Source organism: Pseudomonas ulcerans (genome assembly GCF_036324125.1).
Lineage (GTDB): Bacteria > Pseudomonadota > Gammaproteobacteria > Pseudomonadales > Pseudomonadaceae > Aquipseudomonas > Aquipseudomonas ulcerans.
Genome location: NZ_JAZDQN010000004.1, coordinates 1 through 18,983, shown reverse-complemented (window position 1 = coordinate 18,983; position 18,983 = coordinate 1). Strand labels below are relative to the sequence as shown.

General features: G+C 63.5%; 17 protein-coding genes and 2 pseudogenes. 17 read left to right on the top strand and 2 right to left on the bottom strand.

What is annotated here, in order from left to right; translation table 11 throughout:
- The first annotated feature begins 20 nt into the window (after positions 1-20).
- Both V0R59_RS05005 and V0R59_RS05000 read left to right on the top strand, forming a co-directional pair.
- Positions 21-743 carry a MotA/TolQ/ExbB proton channel family protein gene (locus tag V0R59_RS05005; RefSeq protein ID WP_042130055.1) on the top strand — a complete coding sequence of 241 codons (723 nt, stop codon included), beginning with the start codon at positions 21-23 and terminating at the stop codon, positions 741-743.
- A gap of 1 nt (position 744) precedes the next feature.
- Complete coding sequence (locus tag V0R59_RS05000; RefSeq protein ID WP_009041659.1) at positions 745-1,146, top strand: ExbD/TolR family protein; 402 nt, start codon at positions 745-747, stop codon at positions 1,144-1,146.
- Positions 1,147-1,459: 313 nt separating this feature from the next.
- Here the strand turns inward: V0R59_RS05000 and V0R59_RS04995 are convergent, their stop codons facing one another.
- Positions 1,460-1,900: a hypothetical protein gene (locus V0R59_RS04995; RefSeq protein ID WP_330073011.1), complete on the bottom strand. Its 441-nt coding sequence runs from the start codon at positions 1,898-1,900 to the stop codon at positions 1,460-1,462.
- A gap of 511 nt (positions 1,901-2,411) precedes the next feature.
- Between V0R59_RS04995 and V0R59_RS04990 the strand changes: the two genes are divergently transcribed.
- The 11 genes and pseudogenes from V0R59_RS04990 to V0R59_RS04940 all read left to right on the top strand — a co-directional run bounded on the left by V0R59_RS04990 (position 2,412) and on the right by V0R59_RS04940 (position 11,539).
- Positions 2,412-2,711 carry a DUF3077 domain-containing protein gene (locus tag V0R59_RS04990; RefSeq protein ID WP_330072630.1) on the top strand — a complete coding sequence of 100 codons (300 nt, stop codon included), beginning with the start codon at positions 2,412-2,414 and terminating at the stop codon, positions 2,709-2,711.
- Between the two features lie 134 nt (positions 2,712-2,845).
- Positions 2,846-3,427: an alpha/beta hydrolase gene (locus tag V0R59_RS04985; RefSeq protein WP_330072629.1), complete on the top strand. Its 582-nt coding sequence runs from the start codon at positions 2,846-2,848 to the stop codon at positions 3,425-3,427.
- 68 nt (positions 3,428-3,495) lie between these two features.
- The gene (locus tag V0R59_RS04980; RefSeq protein WP_330072628.1) at positions 3,496-4,437 is read left to right on the top strand and encodes a sigma 54-interacting transcriptional regulator; all 942 of its coding nucleotides are present in this window, start codon (positions 3,496-3,498) and stop codon (positions 4,435-4,437) included.
- Positions 4,438-4,612: 175 nt separating this feature from the next.
- The gene (locus V0R59_RS04975; protein WP_330072627.1) at positions 4,613-5,398 is read left to right on the top strand and encodes a MetQ/NlpA family ABC transporter substrate-binding protein; all 786 of its coding nucleotides are present in this window, start codon (positions 4,613-4,615) and stop codon (positions 5,396-5,398) included.
- A gap of 170 nt (positions 5,399-5,568) precedes the next feature.
- A pseudogene (locus tag V0R59_RS04970) lies at positions 5,569-5,763 on the top strand (RHS repeat-associated core domain-containing protein); the annotation flags it as partial.
- A 732-nt stretch (positions 5,764-6,495) separates the two neighbouring features.
- Complete coding sequence (locus V0R59_RS04965; RefSeq protein WP_330072626.1) at positions 6,496-7,428, top strand: RHS repeat-associated core domain-containing protein; 933 nt, start codon at positions 6,496-6,498, stop codon at positions 7,426-7,428.
- Positions 7,429-7,618: 190 nt separating this feature from the next.
- Positions 7,619-8,284, top strand: coding sequence for an amino acid ABC transporter permease (locus V0R59_RS04960; protein WP_330072625.1), 666 nt, complete (start codon positions 7,619-7,621; stop codon positions 8,282-8,284).
- Complete coding sequence (locus tag V0R59_RS04955; protein WP_330072624.1) at positions 8,265-8,924, top strand: amino acid ABC transporter permease; 660 nt, start codon at positions 8,265-8,267, stop codon at positions 8,922-8,924. The genes V0R59_RS04960 and V0R59_RS04955 overlap by 20 nt, the downstream gene beginning before the upstream one ends.
- Positions 8,921-9,694: an amino acid ABC transporter ATP-binding protein gene (locus V0R59_RS04950; protein ID WP_330072623.1), complete on the top strand. Its 774-nt coding sequence runs from the start codon at positions 8,921-8,923 to the stop codon at positions 9,692-9,694. Before V0R59_RS04955 ends, V0R59_RS04950 begins: the two co-directional genes overlap by 4 nt.
- Positions 9,691-10,572 (top strand): transporter substrate-binding domain-containing protein, encoded by an 882-nt coding sequence (locus V0R59_RS04945; RefSeq protein WP_330072622.1) that lies wholly within the window; start codon positions 9,691-9,693, stop codon positions 10,570-10,572. Before V0R59_RS04950 ends, V0R59_RS04945 begins: the two co-directional genes overlap by 4 nt.
- A gap of 142 nt (positions 10,573-10,714) precedes the next feature.
- Positions 10,715-11,539: an RHS repeat-associated core domain-containing protein gene (locus V0R59_RS04940; protein WP_330072621.1), complete on the top strand. Its 825-nt coding sequence runs from the start codon at positions 10,715-10,717 to the stop codon at positions 11,537-11,539.
- A 2-nt stretch (positions 11,540-11,541) separates the two neighbouring features.
- Here the strand turns inward: V0R59_RS04940 and V0R59_RS04935 are convergent, their stop codons facing one another.
- Positions 11,542-12,705 (bottom strand): AAA family ATPase, encoded by a 1,164-nt coding sequence (locus tag V0R59_RS04935; RefSeq protein ID WP_330072620.1) that lies wholly within the window; start codon positions 12,703-12,705, stop codon positions 11,542-11,544.
- Positions 12,706-12,968: 263 nt separating this feature from the next.
- Here V0R59_RS04935 and V0R59_RS04930 point away from each other — a divergent pair, with 263 nt between their 5' ends.
- From V0R59_RS04930 to V0R59_RS04915, 4 genes and pseudogenes are all read left to right on the top strand, one after another.
- Entirely contained in the window at positions 12,969-14,054 is a 1,086-nt protein-coding gene (locus tag V0R59_RS04930) for an efflux RND transporter periplasmic adaptor subunit (RefSeq protein WP_330072619.1), read from the top strand.
- Positions 14,051-15,118 carry an efflux RND transporter periplasmic adaptor subunit gene (locus tag V0R59_RS04925; RefSeq protein ID WP_330072618.1) on the top strand — a complete coding sequence of 356 codons (1,068 nt, stop codon included), beginning with the start codon at positions 14,051-14,053 and terminating at the stop codon, positions 15,116-15,118. Before V0R59_RS04930 ends, V0R59_RS04925 begins: the two co-directional genes overlap by 4 nt.
- On the top strand, positions 15,115-18,168 hold the full coding sequence (locus V0R59_RS04920; RefSeq protein ID WP_330072617.1) for an efflux RND transporter permease subunit: 3,054 nt from the start codon (positions 15,115-15,117) through the stop codon (positions 18,166-18,168). The genes V0R59_RS04925 and V0R59_RS04920 overlap by 4 nt, the downstream gene beginning before the upstream one ends.
- Positions 18,169-18,391: 223 nt before the next feature.
- Positions 18,392-18,852, top strand: a pseudogene (locus tag V0R59_RS04915) (REP-associated tyrosine transposase).
- Positions 18,853-18,983: the final 131 nt, after the last annotated feature.

The following is an 18,983-nucleotide window of genomic DNA, read 5'->3' as shown; positions in this document are numbered from 1 at the left end:
AACCCGAGAGAGAACACATCATGAGCGTATTGGCTTCCCCCCTTGAGTCCATCGAAAGCGCGGTGATCTGGCTGCTGGTCGGCTTCTCCGTGGTCACCTGGGGCCTGGCCCTGGTCAAGACCGTGCAGTTCGTCCGCCTGAAGAACCAGGACAAGCGTTTCCACAAGCAATTCTGGGCCGCCTCCAGTCTTGATTCGGCGGCCGAGCTGGCCCACTCGCAACCCGGCTCCGCCGCCCGTGTCGCCCAGGCCGGCTACGCCGCCATCGCCGTCGGAGAGCCGGGCCAGGCCACCGACCTGAGCCATGCCATCAACCACCAGGACCGCCTGGAACGTGCCCTGCGCCAGCAGATCGTGCGTGAGCGCCGCTCGCTGGAAACCGGCCTGGCCGTGGTCGCCAGTATCGGCAGCACCTCGCCCTTCATCGGCCTGTTCGGCACCGTGTGGGGCATCATGGAAGCGCTCAAGGGCATCAGCGCGGCGGGCTCGGCGAGCCTGGAAACCGTGGCCGGCCCCATCGGTGCGGCGTTGGTCGCCACGGGCGTGGGTATCGCCGTCGCGGTGCCGGCGGTGCTGGTTTACAACTACTTCCTGCGGCGCCTGAAGCTGACCGCGGCCGACCTCGACGACTTCGCCCACGACTTCTACAGCCTCGCGCAGAAGAGTGCCTTCCGCGTCATCGCCCACCCAACGCTGCTCAAGGCCGGTAACGCCGCGGGCCAACCTGTGAAAGAGGCGGTGTGACATGGCCTTCTCGACCCAGGACAGCGACGAGGTACTCAGCGAGATCAACGTGACGCCGCTGGTGGATGTGATGCTGGTGCTGCTGGTGGTGTTCATCGTCACCGCGCCGCTTTTGACCAACGCCATCCCGATCAACTTGCCCAAGACCGAGGCCGTGGCCCCGGTGGAACAGAAGGATCCGTTGGTGGTGAGCATCGACGGGGCAGGGAAGCTGTTCATCAACAAGGATGAAATCCAGCCGGATCTGCTGGAAACCAACCTGCAGGCGGCGAAGGCCAAGGACCCGGAGGTTCGGGTGCAACTGCAGGCGGACGATGGAGTGAATTATGGGGAGGTGGCGCGCGCCATGGCCTCGATCGAACGTGCGGGGATTACCAAGCTTTCGGTGATCACCGCCCGCTGAGCAACACGCAACTCAGGCAAACTTGTGGCCGGTCCTGTGGCAGGGGCCGGCTTTTTTTGTGGTGCACTGGCAAAGATAATCAACAAGTTGTCCGTGAGCTTTGTGACAAATGGCATGCCAGGCTCGGTTGACGGAGGGTGCAGCTAGCGTTAGATTTGCCCTCGTCGATACGGACCGGAACCCGAAAGGGGGTATCGATTTCGGAGGTGAAAGCCTCTCCTAGCCAGTGAGCGGGATAAGCGAAAGCGAAAGAACAGGCCGATATAGAGATTCAGCAAAAGCCCCAAGCGCGAAAGCCTTGGGGCTTTTTGTTTCAGACGGATTTGCCGGCGTTGCGCATCTCCAGAATGTAGCGAACGTTATGCGGTTTGCCTTTCGGCAGCGAATGGCGGCCCCACGTGGCAACTTCATAAGCCGAAATGACTCGGAGCTTGAGCAGATTGCAGGTGCTCTCCGGTTTTGTGATCGAGAAGAACACCGCATAGTCGTGCAGGTCGAGGCAGTAGTACCGCTGGTTGCCATTGACGAAGTAAGGGACAGCCAGCCCTTCGTAGAATCTTCGCTCCATGTAGTCCCGTAGTTGCTTGCTGCAGTCGTAGCGATGCGAGCAGAAATAGCGGCGCTCGTGTTTGAAGCGCACCAACTCGCCATAGCCTTTGTCGTCCGTGAAGCAATGGAAACCGAACTCGACCTTCACGGTGAGAGAATCACCGGCAACGTCAAAGCACATATCGAATGGCTGCAAATGGGCCATCGATAGTGTCTTGCCGCCGATGATCAGGTCCTTCCATTTCATGGCGTTTGCTCGCGGGGAAAGCGAGGCAGCGTACGGATGGTCAAATCGCACGACAATGTGGAGTTTTTTTCAAAACGCTTCTTGGTTGACGACCCGCTATCGACTGGGAAATGGATAACGCGCTTCAAGCTGGTCTACTCAGGCAAACCACACAGGGACCGCATTCCAGACACCTGCAAACACAAAGTTTGTGGAAGATCAAAATCCTAGGACGTAACCTACGCGATCTGTCGGTCCTTGCTTCCTTGCTCATGGAAAGCACTCCTTCTAGGCTTCCCGGGTCGCTGAATGGTCAGCGTCCGGGTGTGGAAACCTGAGCAAGTTTGATAGCGAACGCTTTATGGCGGCTGTGCGCGGGAGGCTTTCGAGCCTGCCGGGTTTCGCTATTCGCTCGGTTTTCCACCCCGCGTACAGCCGCCACCCTTTGGTGTGGAAACTTCAGGGTGGGGCCTTACAGGAATAGCGAATCATGAAGAAAATCGTCCCCGATCCACCGTTAGCCCCAACCTGCTCCCGCCCCTTCGGCGCATGCCCCAACCACCCGCCGCTCTTCACCGTAAACCCGGGCATCGACCCCCACAGCACCCTGATCCACGCCTCGATGTTCCTGCGCTGCGCCTACGAATCCACTCAACTCGCCCTGACCCCGGCCCCGGGCACCAGCAGCTTCCCCTGGTTGACCCTGCACGCCGTGGAGGCCGCGAAAAGCCTGATCGACGCCCTGATCGAAGGCTATGAAACCGCCGAGTGGAACCAGACCGTCAACTGAAGCCAGGCGGGGCTGCCTCGCCGGTCCCGCTTTCAATATGGTTATTAATAAATAGCTTCTTATTCCTTTACGGATATAACTCCCTCGCCAATACTTCCTCGCATGCAAGCAACCGCAGCAGGAGGCAATTCCCCATGCGCAACGAGTCGATCCGTTACCTGATTGTGCCGGGCTGGCAAGGTTCGCCCGAGCAGCACTGGCAGAGCCATTGGCACAAGACGCTGCCCAACAGCGCCCGTGTCGAGCAGGCCGACTGGCTGACGCCGAAGCGTGGGGACTGGGTCGCGGCGCTGGAAGAGGCGATCGCCGCCGACGAGGCACCGGTGATCCTTATCGCCCACAGCCTGGGTTGCATTACTGTCGCCCACTGGGCCGCCCAGGCCAGCGCGGCCTTGCGGCGCCGGGTTCGCGGCGCGCTGCTGGTGGCGCCGGCGGATGTCGAGCGCCCGGCCTGCTCGCCGGCCCTGCGCAACTTCGCACCGATTCCCATGGACCTGCTGCCATTCCCCAGCCAGGTGGTCACCTCCGACAACGACCCCGCCGTCAGCGCGCCGCGCGCCATGCAACTGGCCCGCGCCTGGGGCGCCGAGGCCGGGGTACTCGGCGGTGCCGGGCATATCAACGTCAAGTCCGGCCACAGCACCTGGGAACAGGGCTTCGCCTACCTGTACCGCCTGCAGAGCCGAATGGAACAGGGCGCCCTGCGCCGCGCCTGATCCGCCGCCGTCTTTCTTCCTTTTTCTTTCGCAACGCCCGGGCCAGGAGCCCGGGCGGGAGCTTTGTCATGACCGCACAAGACACTTTCGGCCAGCCGCTGCTGACCTTCCCCGAGCTCGACAAGAGCCCGCTGAGCATCCGCGCCAAGGCGCTGGTGTTCGTCGATCCGCGCTCGCGCCAGCTGCGTGAGGAGCTGGAGTTGCTGGCGCCGCTGGCCCTGCCGGTGCTGATCCGCGGCGAAAGCGGCACCGGCAAGGAACTGCTGGCCCGGCAGATCCACCGCGCCAGCGACCGTGGTGGCCTGTTCGTCTCGGTCAACTGCGGGGCGATCAGCCCGACCTACGCCGACGCCGAGTTGTTCGGCTATACCGCCGGCGCCCATAGCGGCACGGCCAGCAGCCGCGCCGGCTGGTTCGGCTCGGCCAACGGTGGAACGCTCTACCTCGACGAAATCGCCGACCTGCCGCTGCCGATCCAGGTCAAGCTGCTGGCCGCCCTGGAAAACCGCGAGGTCTACCGCGTCGGTGCGCAACAGCCGCATCCGGTGGATGTGCGCCTGGTCGCCGCGTCGAGCATCGACCTGGCCGAGGCGGTGGCCGCCGGGCATTTCCACCCGCGCCTGTTCGACTATCTGCACGAAGGCCGGCTGGAGCTGCCGGCGCTGCGCGAGCGGGTCGGCGATATCCTGCCGCTGGCCGAATACTTCGTCGGCATCTACAGCCCCAAGCTAAACCGCCCGGTGCCGCTGCTCAGCGAAGAAGCCCAGCGCGTGCTGGAACTGCACGACTGGCCGGGCAATACCCGCGAGCTGGAGAACGTCATCCACTTCGCCCTGCTGCAAGGCAGCGGCGACGAAATCCTCGCCGAGCACCTCAACCTGCCGACGCCGTTGCACGCCCTGGCCCAGCGCCTGGAGCGCATTACCGAGCTGGGCGACGCCCAGGAGCGCCGCGCCTTGCAGAAGCTGCTGGAGCAAACCCTGTTGCGTCTCACGCAAGCCGCTAGCTAGAGCGTTGCGCAGGGTGCATTGAGAGGGATTTCAAAAAAGGAATAAGCGGCTAACCAAAAGATATTGTTCGGGAATAAAAAATCCCGATATTGTCCGCCTCACGCCGGGCAGCACGGGCCCGGCCAACCAACACGATCGACGCCCACGAGGCGCGCAATACCAATAAGGACTGCACATGAAAAAAGCTCTGTTGATGACTGCCCTGGCGGCCGCGCTGTCGGTTGCCGGTTTTGCCCACGCCGCCGAGAAGCTGGTGGTAGCTGCTACTCCGGTTCCGCATGCCGAGATCCTGGAGCTGATCAAGCCGACCCTGGCCAAAGAGGGCGTGGACCTGGAAATCAAGGTCTTCACCGACTATGTGCAGCCTAACGTGCAGGTCGACCAGAAACGCCTGGACGCCAACTACTTCCAGACCCTGCCGTACCTGAAGAACTTCAACGAAGGCAAGGGCACCCACCTGGAAACCGTGATCGGCGTTCACGTCGAGCCGTTCGGTGGCTACTCGAAGAAGGTCAAGAGCCTGTCCGAGCTGAAGGAAGGCGCCACCGTCGCCATCCCTAACGAGGGCAGCAACAGCGGTCGCGCCCTGCTGCTTCTGCAGAAGGCCGGCCTGATCACCCTGAAGGACCCGAAGAACGCCCTGGCGACCCCGAAAGACATCGCCGAGAACCCGAAGAAGCTGAAATTCCGCGAGCTGGAATCTGCCATGCTGCCGCGTGTGCTGGACCAGGTCGACCTGGACATGATCAACACCAACTACGCCCTGGAAGCCGGCCTGAACCCGGCGAAAGATGCGCTGGTGATCGAGGGCAGCGACTCGCCTTACGTGAACTTCCTGGTAGCCCGTCCGGACAACAAGGACAGCGACGCCATCCAGAAGCTGGCCAAGGCCCTGACCTCGCCTGAGGTGAAGCAGTTCATCGAGAAGAAGTACAGCGGCGCGGTACTGCCGGCGTTCTGATTCACCGTAGTTTCGACTGTTGATGAAAAACCGCTGCCAAAGCGGTTTTTCTTTTTCTGCTGCGAACCTGACAGTTCTGCCAGTTATGGGCGAAACGGTGTTGCTATACGCTTGGAGCGTTCCAATCTTTCCGGGGACGAGTCATGACGGCAGCGCATCGGTACAGGGCCTTGTCGGGCTACAACGGCGAGCTCCTCGAGTCCGTTACAGGCCACTACCTTCTGGGGATGGGCTATCGCGCCTACAGCCCGGTGTTGAGGATCTTTACCCAGCCCGATAGCTGGAGTCCGTTCGGGGCCGGTGGGCTCAATGCCTACGCTTACTGCGAGGGCGACCCGGTCAACGCTGCCGATCCTACCGGGCATCTGCCGATTTTTGGCGCGATACGCTTTCGGCACAGATTCAGGCCGTTGCCGGACCCCTATGCCAGCCCGCCCGGCAGCCCTTACACGGCCGGACGTGAAGCTTCTCGACTACTGGGGGAGTTTCTCGAACCGCCTCCGGTAGTCGCCGCAACGGCTGCGGTAGTCCCCGGAACCTCTGCGGGTACGTCGCCGGCGAGGCTTCGTTTGGCTGCCGCTTCGCCTTCTGGCTCTACATCAAGCTCTGTCGTGGCAGCTTCCGCAGGAAGCGCCGGGGCATTGCAGGTCACCCCGCCGCCTCGCAGGGCGAATCTGGTTGACGCTGAGATACGTAACGAGCGCATACGGACCCAGCTTCCTGCCTTGATTGAGGCCAGGGACGCCCAGGGAATCCGCGCCCTTGCCAATGAGCATCGGAGCAGAATTCCGGTTATGAAGGCGTTGTTCCGGGAATTACCTCTTAGCGTCAGTGTTCGTGCTGACGCCTTGGCTTCCCAGGGTAACAATCCCGTTATTCGGCAAACGCATCTCCATTCGCTACGTCGGGAAGCGTTGTTGAGAAACCGCCTCGATGACGAAGAATTCTATCGGGCTCTGCGGGTCGTTTTGGATGAAAGGCGCCTATAGCGGAAGCACGCCAGTTCTGGCTCAGATGCCGCCATGCGCATGGTCCTGAGCAGGACAGAGCCCGCATCGGCATCGATCGTGAACACATTTTCCGGGCAGGATAGCGCCATGTATACACCCGCAAATCCTTCTGCATCCTTGACCGCACAATCTGACTGTCGCGTCCTTGGGCCCGGCGTCAATCGTCCAGGCGGGCTCGGATTCGACGGCCAGTTCCTCGAATCCCGAACCGGCCATTACCTGCTGGGCAACGGCTACCGCGGCTACAACCCGGTGCTGATGCGCTTCAACCAGCCAGACAGCTGGAGTCCGTTCGGCAGCGGAGGACTCAATCCCTACCAGTATTGCCTTGGCGATCCGGTCAATCACCGCGATCCCACCGGCCATGCCGCGCACGGGAACTCAGGTTCGGATGACTCCTCGCCCTGGTTGTGGATCTCCGTGGCGATTGGGGTGGCGGCACTGGCTGTCGGCATTGGTGTTCTGGGACCCAAGAGAACATGGTTGGATGCCTTCTCCACGCAGCCGAGACCGATTTCACCACCTCCTCCTCTTCCGCAGGGCCAGACGCGGCAGTCAGTGATTGTCCCGAATCCGTCCAGGCCCCCGGTAATCCCGGTGAGCTCTCCTCAGCTTGCTGGGGCGAGCCCATCAACACCACCCTCGGCGTCTGGAGCTCCCCCTGCAGGCGGCGGTGGACCACCGGTGATTGGGGACCTCGATTTCTCGCTTCAGCAAGCCGTCAGGAACCTGGATATTGACGCGTTCATCCAGCATTCCGGGACGCATGGCGGTGGATCAGCTGCCCAGAGAGCACTGAGTAACTACCTGCCATTTGGCGGATTAAAGGCAAGTGGCGCGAAAGCCCCAAGAATCCTGGAGAAGGATTTTGACAGTTATCTTAGAACGGTGAAGGAACAGCCCCAACCCGATACCCAGTTGATTGAATTCATCAAAGGCGTGCGACCGCACATCTGGAAGATCCGAACGGGACGCATGGAGCGCCACGAGCGCAATTTGCTTACACGCAAGCCTTGGTGAAACTCATCAAGTGTCCCCGGTGACAATAACGAAACAGGTCAGGTTTCACGGTGCATATCAATATGCAATAACGGTATTTAAATAATAATTTTTATACCTTTAGAGTCTTTCCCCAGTAAGGCTTACCCGCCTTCAACACTGCGGACAACCACCCCGGCAACCCCGGGCCGGTTCGGAAAAGACTTCCCCCATGAGCTTCGATTTCGCTTTCATCCTCGGCACCCTGCCGGCCTTCCTCAAGGCTGTCGGTGTCACCCTGCAGGTCGGCCTGATCGCCATCGCCACCTCGCTGCTGGTCGCGGTCATCAACGCCGCCATCCTGCTCTATCGCACCCCGGTCCTGCACCGCCTGGTCGGTCTCTACGTCGAGCTGGCCCGCAACACGCCGCTGCTGATCCAGCTGTTCTTCGTCTACTTCGCCTTGCCGGCCCTGGGGGTGAAGATCTCCGGCTTCGCTGCGGCGATCATCACCATGACCTTCCTCGGCGGTGCCTACCTCACCGAGGTGCTGCGCGCCGGCGTCGAAGCGGTGCCCGCCGCGCAGCTGGAATCCGGGCGCTCCATCGGCCTATCCGAAGGCCAGCTGCTGCGCCATGTGATCCTGCCCCAGGCCGGCATCCTCAGCTTGCCGGCGCTGTTCGCCAACTTCATCTTCCTGCTCAAGGAAACCACCGTGGTCTCGGCGGTGGCGGTGCCGGAAATCCTCTACACCACCAAGAGCTACATCGCCCTCTACTACAAGACCTACGAGATGCTCGCGGTGATGACGCTGATCTGCGTCCTGCTGTTCCTGCCGCTATCGCTGCTGCTGAGCCGCCTGGAAAGGAGGCTGCAACATGGCCAGTTCGGGTCTTGAGCTGCTGCTGGTGTCCTTGCCGCAACTGGGCAAGGGCGCCGCGCAGACCCTGGCGATCTCCGGCCTGGGCATCCTCTTCGCCACCCTGGGCGGCGTGCTCTACGGCGTGCTGGCGACCCTCGGCAAGCGCAGCGTGAATCTTGCGCTGAGGATCTACCTGGAACTGTTCCGCGCCATCCCGGTGCTGGTCTGGCTGTACCTGCTGTTCTTCGGCCTGCCGATCTTCCTCGGCGTCAGCCTGCCGAGCTTCTGGTGCGCCGTGCTGGTGCTGGCGCTGTGGGGCGCCAGCGAAGTGGGCGAGGTGGTCCGCGGCGCGCTGCAATCGCTGCCCCGCGGCCAGCGCGAGGCGGGGCTGTCCATCGGCCTGTCCGGCTGGCAGCTGTACGGCCATGTCCTGCTGCCCCAGGCGCTGAAGCGCATGACCCCGCCGACCATCAACATCTACACCCGCATCATCAAGACCAGCTCCCTGGCGGTGCTGATCGGCGTGGTGGATGTGATCAAGGTCGGCCAGCAGATCATCGAGCGTACCTATGAGTCGGTGCTGATCTACGGCGCGCTGTTCCTGTTCTTCTTCTTTATCTGTTACCCGCTCTCGGCCGCTTCCAGGGCCCTGGAGCGGCGCTGGGCACACGCATGAGCGCACTGATCGAATTCAAGGGTTTCAACAAATACTTCGGCGAGCAGCAGGTGCTCAAGGACCTCGACCTGAGCGTGGAGGCCGGCGAAACGCTGGTGATCCTCGGCCCCAGCGGTTGCGGCAAGAGCACCCTGCTGCGCTGCCTCAACGGCCTGGAAGCCGCCCACAGCGGCAGCCTGCGCCTGGAAGGCCGCGAGCTGCTGGGCCCGAAGACCGACTGGCGCGAGATCCGCCAGCAGGTCGGCATGGTGTTCCAGAGCTATCACCTGTTCGGCCACATGACCGTGCTCGACAACCTGCTGCTCGGCCCGCTCAAGGTGCAGAAGCGCGAGCGCCACGAAGCCCAGGCCCAGGCCGAGGCGCTGCTGGCCCGGGTCGGCCTGCTGGACAAGCGCGACGCCTGGCCGCGCCAGCTCTCCGGCGGCCAGCAGCAACGCATCGCCATCGTCCGGTCGCTGTGCATGAACCCGCGGGTGATGCTGTTCGACGAAGTCACCGCGGCCCTCGACCCTGAGATGGTCAAGGAAGTCCTGCAGGTGATCCAGGGCCTGGCCCGCGACGGCATGACCCTGCTCATCGTTACCCACGAAATGGCCTTCGCCCGCGCGGTGGCCGATCGCATCGTGTTCATGGAGTCCGGCAGGATCCTTGAACAGAGCCCCCCGGAGCACTTCTTCACGAACCCGCGGACCGCACGCGCGCAGCAGTTCCTGGAGAAATTCTCCTACGTCGAAAACCTGCCGGAGCGACCTCAAAAGGAACTGACATGAAGACTGCCAAAACCTCGAAACTGCTGTTGTCCCTGTTCGGCCTGGCCTTGCTCGCCGGCTGCAACAAGGCCGAAGAGCCGCCCAAGTCCGCCGCTGCGACCCCGGCGCCGGCCACCTCCAGCTACCTGGATACCATCAAGGCCCGCGACAAGCTGATCGTCGGCGTGTTCACCGACAAGCCGCCGTTCGGCTTCGTCGACGAGACGGGCCGCTATGTCGGCTTCGATACCGATATCGGCCGCGCCTTCGCCAAGTCGCTGCTGGGCGACGAGAACAAGGTGGAGTTCGTCGCCGTCGAGCCGGCCAGCCGCATTCCCTTCCTGCAGAGCGACAAGGTCGACCTGATTCTGGCCAACATGACCGTCACCCCGGAGCGCAAGGAAGCGGTGGAATTCACCAACCCCAACCTGCGCGTCGCCGTGCAGGCCCTGGTGGCGGACGGCAGCAGCGTGCAGAAGCTGGATGACCTGGCCGACAAGACCACCATTGTCACCACCGGCACCACCGCCGATATCTGGCTGACCAAGAACCACCCGGACTGGAAGCTGCTCAAGTTCGAGAAGAACAGCGAGTCGCTGCAAGCCCTGGCCAATGGCCGTGGCGATGCCTACGCGCAGGACAACCTGATCCTGTTCAGCTGGTCGAAGCAGAACCCGGGCTACCGCGTGCTGCCGGAGTTCCTTGGCGAAGAAGCGCCGATCGCACCGGCGGTGAAGAAGGGCAATATCGAGCTGCGTGACTGGGTCAACGCCGAGCTGGCGCGCCTGGGCGAGCAGAAGTACCTGCTCAAGCTGTACGACCAGTACGTGCGCAAGGAACTGAGCGACGACACCAAGCCGGAAAGCGTGATCGTCGAAGGGGGCAAGTGGCAGGGGTGAGGTTCGGTCAGTGTCCTGTCCGATAGATGGTCGCAGCCGGGGGAATATCCCTGGCTCGACCTGACAGATCTGCCAGCTAGGCAGGGTGGCACCGGTGGATATGCTGTAGGCACGCCTTGCGCAAACTCCTCAGGTGCCGCCCATGTCCGACAAGACCGCGAAATCCCTGGATTCCCCGGCCCGCAAAACCGGCTACTACCTGCTGGGCCAGGGCTATCGCGCCTACAACCCGGTGCTGATGCGCTTTACCAGCGCCGACAGCTGGAGTCCGTTCGGGCGGGGTGGGTTGAATGCCTACGCCTATTGCGCAGGGGACCCGGTGAATGCCAGCGATCCCAGTGGGCACTTTTTGTGGTTCGGGAACATGAAGTTTCAGCTCACCTCACTGGCTTCACGGATGTTCAGTTCTTCAACGCGTTTCCGGCCGCAGCAGAGCGATTGGTATTTCGAGCCCACCGGTCCGCAAAGCGATAGCCCCAGAACAAGCGTAACCATGCTGTCCTCATACTCATCAATGGCATCATTGGGTGCTACAGCGCCTACGACGAGGCCGGTGTCCACGACATCGAAACCCGCTGCTCTTGAGCTGGCCTTAAATTACCTTCCTGCGGATGACCTCACCAGGTTGCGCTTGGTGTCAAAGGAAATGCGCGGTGCAGTCGACAGGTTTTCCAGGCGCAACTTCGACGATTACCTCAAGAGGCCTGCTGCACATCCCGGCATCGAAAATCGTGGCCTTGCGTCCGATGTCGAAAAGGTCATAGGCGCGGCGGCGGGCAAGGTGCCGGGCGTCTCGATGGCGGAGGCATCGCTGAACATGAAGCTGGTTGACGCCAAGACACGCTTCAAGGCGACACATGACTACACGTGGGACGTCGAGGTAGGGCTTGGCCAGCGGCAGGAGTATTTCAAGGGAACATGGAAACAGCCGACTCACGTCTTGGTAAAGGCGGTGAGAAAAACCTGACCTCACTCCGGCCAGTTCCATGCTGGCTCATCCAGCATCCCCTGTCCCACCACCCGGGTCTGCCCGAGGTGCTTTTCCAGGACGATGGAGTTGCAGGTTGCATCCCCTTCCAGCGCCTCCATCAACCCCCGCGAGTGCGATACCACCCATACCTGGCAGTGTTGCGAGGCCTTGATGATCAGGCGCGCCAGCGCCGGGATCAGGTCCGGGTGCAGGCTGGTTTCCGGCTCGTTGAGCACCATCATGGTGGGCGGGCGCGGGGTCAGCAGCGCCGCCACCAGCAGCAGGTAGCGCAGGGTACCGTCCGACAGCTCTGCCGCCGACAGCGGCCGCAGCAGCCCTTCCTGATGCAACTGCACGCTGAACAGGCCACCCGGCACCGCATCGATAGCCAGGCGTGAACCGGGAAAGGCGTCGGCGATGGTGTCGTGCAGGGCCTGCACATCACCCACTTCCATGATCGTCTGCAACGCCGCCGCCAGGTCGCGACCGTCGTGGTGCAGTACCGGCGTGCGCGTGCCCAGGCGTGGAGAGCGTACCGGCGCCTGGGCGTCGGTGCGCAGGTGATCGTAGAAGCGCCAGCCACGGATCTGCTCGCGCAACACCAGGACTTCCGGCGACGAACGCAGGTTCCCGACCTGGTCGAACAGGCTGTCGGCACAGGACGCATGCTGCGCCAGCACGTCCCATTGGCGCCCCTCGCGGGCCTTGATGACGCCGCCGCGGCGATCGACCAGCAGACTGGCCGGGCGACAGAGAGGTCCGGCCCAGAGGCTCTCGCGCTTGATTTCCGGGTCAAGGGCGAAACGCGTGACAGACGATGGCGCTGGCAGGCCGAGGCCGATGGCATAGCCGAAGTCCTCGCCGGCGAACCCCAGCCACAGGCGTTTCACCTTCTGCCGTGGCCCGCCCTCGATCTCCACCTCGCCCTGGCTCATGCGCCGCGTAATGCGCTCCGGGCCGGCCCAGAAGGTCGACTCCAGCCCGCCTTCGCTGGCCAGCGCGTTGACCACCCCGCCATGGGCGGTCTCGGCCAGCAGGCGCAGGGCCTTGTACAGGTTGGACTTGCCGCTGCCGTTGGGGCCGGTGATCAGGTTCAGTCGGCCCAGGGGCAGGACCAGGCGGTTGATCGAGCGGTAGTTGGCGACGGCCAGGGTGGTGAGCATGGGTGTGTTCCACAGAGGGAAAAGATGCCCAGTATCGCCGATCGAACCTGTCAGTTCTGTCGGTGAAGGTGCTTTTGCTTGCTGAAGCTGGACAGGGCCGGCAAAAACCAAAGTGAACCAACCACCTGCGAAAACCATCGATCTCTATCGAACACGAGCAAGAGAGACCGGAGTGTCGCGTGGGCAGTATCCAAAGCCTGATCTACGCTAACAAACGCATCAATCTCGTTACCCCTCGAACCGGCACATGCAAAGGAGCCCGCATGAAGCTGTCGCGTTCTTGTTTTTTCGCGTGCCTTGGCCTGGCACTGGGCCTGGCGGGATGCCGTGACAAGCCTGCGGAGCAACCGCAGCACCCACGCGTGGCGGTGCAGAAGGTCGAGGCGGCGGACTTTGCCGCCAAGGTGACCCTCACCGGCGATGTGCAGGCCCGGGTGCACAGCGACCTGTCGTTCCGCGTGGGCGGCAAGATCATTTCCCGCAGCGTCGATGTAGGCGATCACGTCAAGGCCAACCAGGTGCTGGCGCGGCTCGATCCCAAGGACCTGCAGACCAACGTCGATTCGGCCAATGCCGAGGTGCTGGCGGCGCGGGCGCGGGTGACGCAGAGCTCGGCAGCCTTCGTGCGCCAGCAGAAGCTGCTGCCCAAGGGCTATACCAGCCAGAGCGAGTACGACTCGGCCCAGGCCGCGTTGCGCAGCAGCCAGAGCGCCTTGAAGGCGGCCGAGGCGCAGCTTGCCAATGCCAAGGAACAACTGAGCTATACCGCCCTGATCGCCGACGCGGCCGGGGTCATCACCGAGCGCCAGGCCGAGGTCGGCCAGGTGGTCCAGGCCACGGTGCCGATCTTCAGCCTGGCCCGGGATGGCGGGCGCGACGCGGTGTTCAATGTATACGAGTCGCTGCTGCTGTCGCCGGACAGCGGCAAGGCGATCACCGTCAGCCTGATCGACGATCCCAAGGTGCAGACCACCGGCCACGTGCGTGAAATCACCCCGACGGTGTCGGCGCAGAGCGGCACGGTACAGGTCAAGATCGCCCTCGACGCGGTACCGGACGGCATGCAGCTGGGTTCGGCGGTGAGCGCCACCGGCAATGTCCAGGGCCATCCGGCCATCGAGCTGCCATGGTCGGCGCTGACCAAGGACCTGCACGAACCGGCGGTCTGGCTGGTGGGCGAGGGCAACAAGGTGCAGTTGCAGAAGGTCACGGTCGGGCGCTACCTGACCGGCAAGGTGGTGGTCAGCGAGGGCCTGCAGAGCGGCCAGTCGGTGGTGATCCGTGGCGGTCAGTTGCTGCACCCCGGCATGCAGGTGGAAATCGCCGATAACGCGGGGGTGAAGCCATGAAGGCCGGCGTGGTCGTGGTGGGTTGCCTGCTGCTGGCAGCCTGCGGCGGGGAAGAGCAAGCGCCGGAACCGATCCGCCCGGTGCTGTCGATGCAGGTGCAGACCCACGGCGCGCTCGATCTCGGGCGTTTCGCCGGGACCATCCAGGCCCGCTACGAAAGCACCCTGGGCTTTCGCGTGGGCGGGCGCATCGCCCGGCGCTGGGTGGATGTGGGCGCCACGGTGAAGCCCGGTGACGTGCTCGCCAGCCTCGATCCTACCGACCAGCAGAACCAGTTGCGCGCCGCCGAAGGCGACCTGGCCCGGGTCCAGGCGCAGTGGATCAATGCCCAGGCCAATGCCCGCCGCCAGCAGCAGCTGTATGACCGTGGCGTTGGTGCCCAGGCGCAGCTGGATATCGCCCAGACCGACCTGAAGACCACCGGCGCCACCCTCGAACAGGCCAAGGCCAGCGTGCAGCAGGCCCGCGACCAGCTTGGCTACGCGCAGCTGCGCACCGATCACGGCGCGGTGGTCACCAACTGGCAGGCCGAGGCCGGGCAGACCGTGGCCGCCGGGCAGGCGGTGGTGACCCTGGCACGGCCGGACATCAAGGAAGCGGTGATCGACCTGCCGACCTCACTGGCCGACGCCCTCGGCCAGGGCGTGGAATTCACCGTGATGGCGCAACTGGACAACAGCATCCGCACCCGTGCCGTGGTCCGTGAGATCGAGCCCCAGGCCGACGCCAGCACCCGTACCCGGCGCACCCGCCTGACCCTGGACGAAACCCCGGAGGCCTTCCGCCTCGGCACCTCGATCAGCGTCGCCCTCAGCTCGGCGGTGACCCCGCGCAGCGAGGTGCCGCCCAGTGCGGTGCAGGAGGTCGACGGCAAGGCCCGGGTCTGGATCGTCGACACGCAGCAGAAGGTGGTCAATCCGCGGGACGTGCAGGTGCTGGAACGTGGGCCGGACAGGGTGCTGCTGGCGTCGGGGGTGCAGCCTGGCGAACGGGTGGTCACGGCGGGCGTGAACAGTCTCAAGCCGGGGCAGAAGGTCAAGGTCGATGAGGAAGGCACGCGATGAAAGGAAGCTTCAACCTCTCCGAATGGGCCCTGCGCCATCAGTCGTTCGTCTGGTACCTGATGTTCGTCGCCCTGCTTATGGGCGTGTTCTCCTACTTCAACCTCGGGCGTGAGGAAGACCCGTCCTTCACCATCAAGACCATGGTGATCCAGACCCGCTGGCCTGGAGCGACCCAGGACGAGACCCTGCTGCAGGTCACCGACCGCATCGAGAAGAAACTGGAGGAACTGGACTCCCTCGACTACGTGAAGAGCTACACCCGGCCCGGGGAATCCACGGTCTACGTGTACCTGCGCGACACCACCAAGGCCGTCGACATCCCGCAGATCTGGTACCAGGTGCGCAAGAAGGTCCAGGACATCCGCGGCGAGTTTCCCCAGGGCATCCAGGGGCCCGGCTTCAACGACGAGTTCGGCGACGTGTTCGGCTCGATCTACGCCTTTACCGCCGATGGCCTAAGCATGCGCGAGCTGCGCGACTACGTGGAGCAGGTGCGCGCCGAGATCCGCGAGGTACCGAACCTGGGCAAGGTCGAGATGATCGGCACCCAGGACGAAGTGCTCTACCTGAACTTTTCCACCCGCAAGCTGGCGGCCCTGGGCGTCGACCAGCGCCAGGTGGTGCAGGCCCTGCAAGCGCAGAACGCGGTGACCCCGGCCGGGGTGATCGAGGCCGGGCCGGAGCGGATTTCCGTGCGCACCAGCGGCCAGTTCGCCTCGGAGAAAGACCTGGCCGAGGTCAACCTGCGCCTCGACGATCGCTTCTACCGCCTCGCCGATATCGCCGAGATCCGCCGTGGCTACGCCGACCCGCCGACGGTGCAGTTCCGCTACAACGGGCAGCAGGCCATCGGCCTGGCGATCGGCATGAAGGCCGGCGGCAACATGCAGGTGTTCGGCGAATTGCTGCGGGAGAAGATGGACCAGGTGACCACCGAACTGCCGGTGGGCGTCGGCGTGCACACGGTGTCCGACCAGGCGGTGGTGGTGAAGGAAGCGGTGGGCGGCTTTACCAGCGCGCTGTTCGAAGCGGTGGTGATCGTGTTGCTGGTGAGCTTCGTCAGCCTCGGCGTGCGCGCCGGGCTGGTGGTGGCCTGCTCGATCCCGCTGGTGCTGGCGATGGTCTTCGTGTTCATGGAGTACAGCGGCATCACCATGCAGCGGATTTCCCTCGGCGCGCTGATCATCGCCCTGGGCCTGCTGGTGGACGACGCGATGATTACCGTGGAGGTGATGGTCACCCGCCTGGAAATGGGCGAGACCAAGGACCAGGCGGCCACCTTCGCCTACACCTCGACGGCCTTCCCCATGCTCACCGGGACCCTGGTGACCGTGGCCGGCTTCGTGCCCATCGGCCTCAATGCCAGCTCGGCGGGGGAATACACCTTCACCCTGTTCGCGGTGATCGCCGTGGCCTTGCTGGTGTCCTGGGTGGTGGCGGTGCTGTTCGCCCCAGTGCTGGGCGTGCATCTGCTGAGTAATCAGGTGAAGAAGCACGAGGCGGAGCCCGGGCGGGTCGGCAAGGCCTTCCATGGCGGCCTGCTGTGGTGCATGCGTCATCGCTGGCTGACCATCGTCGGCACCGTGCTGCTGTTCGCCCTGTCGATCTTCTGCATGCGCTTCGTGCAGAACCAGTTCTTCCCGTCCTCGGACCGGCCGGAGCTGCTGGTGGACATCAACCTGCCGCAGAACGCCTCGATCGAGGAAACCCGCAAGGTGGTCGACCGCTTCGAGGCGACCTTCAAGGACGACCCGGACATCGCCCACTGGAGCACCTACATCGGCCAGGGCGCGGTGCGTTTCTACCTGCCGCTGGACCAGCAGTTGCAGAACCCGTACTACGCGCAGCTGGTGGTGGTGAGCAAGGGCTTCGAATCGCGGGAAGCGCTCAAGGCGCGCCTGGAAAAACGCCTGCGGGATGATTTCGTCGGCATCGGCAGCAACGTGCAGTCGCTGGAGATGGGCCCGCCGGTGGGGCGGCCGATCCAGTACCGGGTCAGCGGCAAGGACATCGACCTGGTGCGCAAGCACGCCATCGACCTGGCGACCCTGCTCGACAGCAACCCGCATATCGGCGAGATGATTTACGACTGGAACGAGCCGGGCAAGGTGCTGCGGATCGAGATCGCCCAGGACAAGGCACGGCAGCTTGGCTTGTCGTCGGAAGACGTGGCCAACGTGATGCAGGCCATCGTCAGTGGTGCGCCGGTGACCGAGGTGCACGACAACATCTACCTGATCGACGTGGTGGCGCGGGCCGAGGACAGCGAACGTGGTTCGCCGCAGACCTTGCAGAACCTGCAGATCGTCACCCCGAGCGGCACCTCGATCCCGCTGCTGGCCTTCGCCACCGTGCGTTACGAGCTGGAGCAGCCGCTGGTATGGCGGCGCGATCGCAAGCCGACCATCACCATCAAGGCCTCGGTGCGCGACGAGATCCAGCCGACCGATCTGGTCAAGCAGCTCAAACCTAAGATCGACGAGTTCGCCAGCAAGCTGCCCACCGGCTACGAGGTGGCGACTGGCGGTACGGTGGAGGAGAGCGGCAAGGCCCAGGGGCCGATCGCCAAGGTGATACCGCTGATGCTGTTCCTCATGGCGACCTTCCTGATGATCCAGCTGCACAGTGTGCAGAAGCTGTTCCTGGTGGCCAGCGTGGCGCCGCTGGGGCTGATCGGCGTGGTGCTCGCGCTGGTGCCGACGGGAACGCCGATGGGCTTCGTGGCGATCCTCGGGATCCTGGCGCTGATCGGCATCATCATCCGCAACTCGGTGATCCTGGTGACGCAGATCGACGAGTACGAGGCGCAGGGATATGCACCTTGGGATGCAGTGGTGGAAGCCACCAACCACCGGCGGCGGCCGATCCTGCTTACCGCGGCGGCGGCGAGCCTGGGGATGATCCCGATAGCGCGGGAGGTGTTCTGGGGGCCGATGGCCTACGCGATGATTGGCGGGATCATTGTCGCGACGTTGCTGACGCTGTTGTTCCTGCCGGCGTTGTATGTGGCGTGGTACAAGATCAAGGAGCCGGAGAGGGCCGCGCGATGACCGTGTGGGAGCGGGTTCACCCGCGATTACTATGGGGATATCACCGACGCAATCGCGGGTAAACCCGCTCCCACAGGGTTCGTGTTGACCTTGACCGACAGTGCAGCCAGAAAGGCTGAGCGGACTCCCACAGGGATTGCGGACATATGGTGAACCATCTTGTCTGCACTCAGGGTTGCAGCGCTGGCTAGGTTGAAAGTCTCGACTTTCAAGGTTCCGTCCAATGTCCTACCCAGCCTCCAAGCGTCTGCGTATCGGCCGTTACTCCGAGTACGGGCGGCTGTACTTCCTGACCTGCTCCGTGGAGAACCGCGAGCCCTTGTTCCATGACTTGTGGATGGCCCGTGCGGTTGTGCAGCAATTTCGTCTGGCTCAGGAGGAGGGGATGGCCACATCGCTTGCCTGGGTGGTGATGCCCGACCATATCCACTGGTTGGTCGAGTTGCATGAAACACAGCTGGAAGTGCTTATGAGACGGTTCAAGTCCCGCAGTGCTTACGTGATCAACAGGATCGAGGGACCCGAGGACAACTATGGCAGTCCGGATTTCATGACCGTGCACTGCGGCGGGAGGACGATGTCGTTGCAGTCGCCCGCTACATCATTGCCAATCCACTACGGGCAGGCCTGGTAGACAAGGTTCGGAATTATCCCCACTGGGACGCAGTCTGGGTCCCCGTCTAGCGATTCAGCCCAGGCCTTGTGGGAGCGGGGTGACCCCCGCATTGGGGCGGGGGGGGACAAACGCCATCGCGGGGGGACCCCCCCCCCCCCGGGGCGCAGGGGAAGCCCCCCGAACGCGCGGGTGTTGAACC

Excerpts from the sequence above, each read along its gene's own strand:
- V0R59_RS04920 (WP_330072617.1), top strand. The coding sequence starts at position 15,115 with ATGAAAGGAAGCTTCAACCTCTCCGAATGGGCCCTGCGCCATCAGTCG.
- V0R59_RS04980 (WP_330072628.1), top strand. The coding sequence starts at position 3,496 with ATGACCGCACAAGACACTTTCGGCCAGCCGCTGCTGACCTTCCCCGAG.
- V0R59_RS04965 (WP_330072626.1), top strand. The coding sequence starts at position 6,496 with ATGTATACACCCGCAAATCCTTCTGCATCCTTGACCGCACAATCTGAC.
- V0R59_RS04925 (WP_330072618.1), top strand. The coding sequence starts at position 14,051 with ATGAAGGCCGGCGTGGTCGTGGTGGGTTGCCTGCTGCTGGCAGCCTGC.
- V0R59_RS04975 (WP_330072627.1), top strand. The coding sequence starts at position 4,613 with ATGAAAAAAGCTCTGTTGATGACTGCCCTGGCGGCCGCGCTGTCGGTT.
- V0R59_RS04990 (WP_330072630.1), top strand. The coding sequence starts at position 2,412 with ATGAAGAAAATCGTCCCCGATCCACCGTTAGCCCCAACCTGCTCCCGC.
- V0R59_RS05005 (WP_042130055.1), top strand. The coding sequence starts at position 21 with ATGAGCGTATTGGCTTCCCCCCTTGAGTCCATCGAAAGCGCGGTGATC.
- V0R59_RS04995 (WP_330073011.1), bottom strand. The coding sequence starts at position 1,900 with ATGGCCCATTTGCAGCCATTCGATATGTGCTTTGACGTTGCCGGTGAT.
- V0R59_RS04955 (WP_330072624.1), top strand. The coding sequence starts at position 8,265 with ATGGCCAGTTCGGGTCTTGAGCTGCTGCTGGTGTCCTTGCCGCAACTG.
- V0R59_RS04935 (WP_330072620.1), bottom strand. The coding sequence starts at position 12,705 with ATGCTCACCACCCTGGCCGTCGCCAACTACCGCTCGATCAACCGCCTG.
- V0R59_RS04950 (WP_330072623.1), top strand. The coding sequence starts at position 8,921 with ATGAGCGCACTGATCGAATTCAAGGGTTTCAACAAATACTTCGGCGAG.
- V0R59_RS04960 (WP_330072625.1), top strand. The coding sequence starts at position 7,619 with ATGAGCTTCGATTTCGCTTTCATCCTCGGCACCCTGCCGGCCTTCCTC.
- V0R59_RS04940 (WP_330072621.1), top strand. The coding sequence starts at position 10,715 with ATGTCCGACAAGACCGCGAAATCCCTGGATTCCCCGGCCCGCAAAACC.
- V0R59_RS04930 (WP_330072619.1), top strand. The coding sequence starts at position 12,969 with ATGAAGCTGTCGCGTTCTTGTTTTTTCGCGTGCCTTGGCCTGGCACTG.
- V0R59_RS04985 (WP_330072629.1), top strand. The coding sequence starts at position 2,846 with ATGCGCAACGAGTCGATCCGTTACCTGATTGTGCCGGGCTGGCAAGGT.
- V0R59_RS04945 (WP_330072622.1), top strand. The coding sequence starts at position 9,691 with ATGAAGACTGCCAAAACCTCGAAACTGCTGTTGTCCCTGTTCGGCCTG.
- V0R59_RS05000 (WP_009041659.1), top strand. The coding sequence starts at position 745 with ATGGCCTTCTCGACCCAGGACAGCGACGAGGTACTCAGCGAGATCAAC.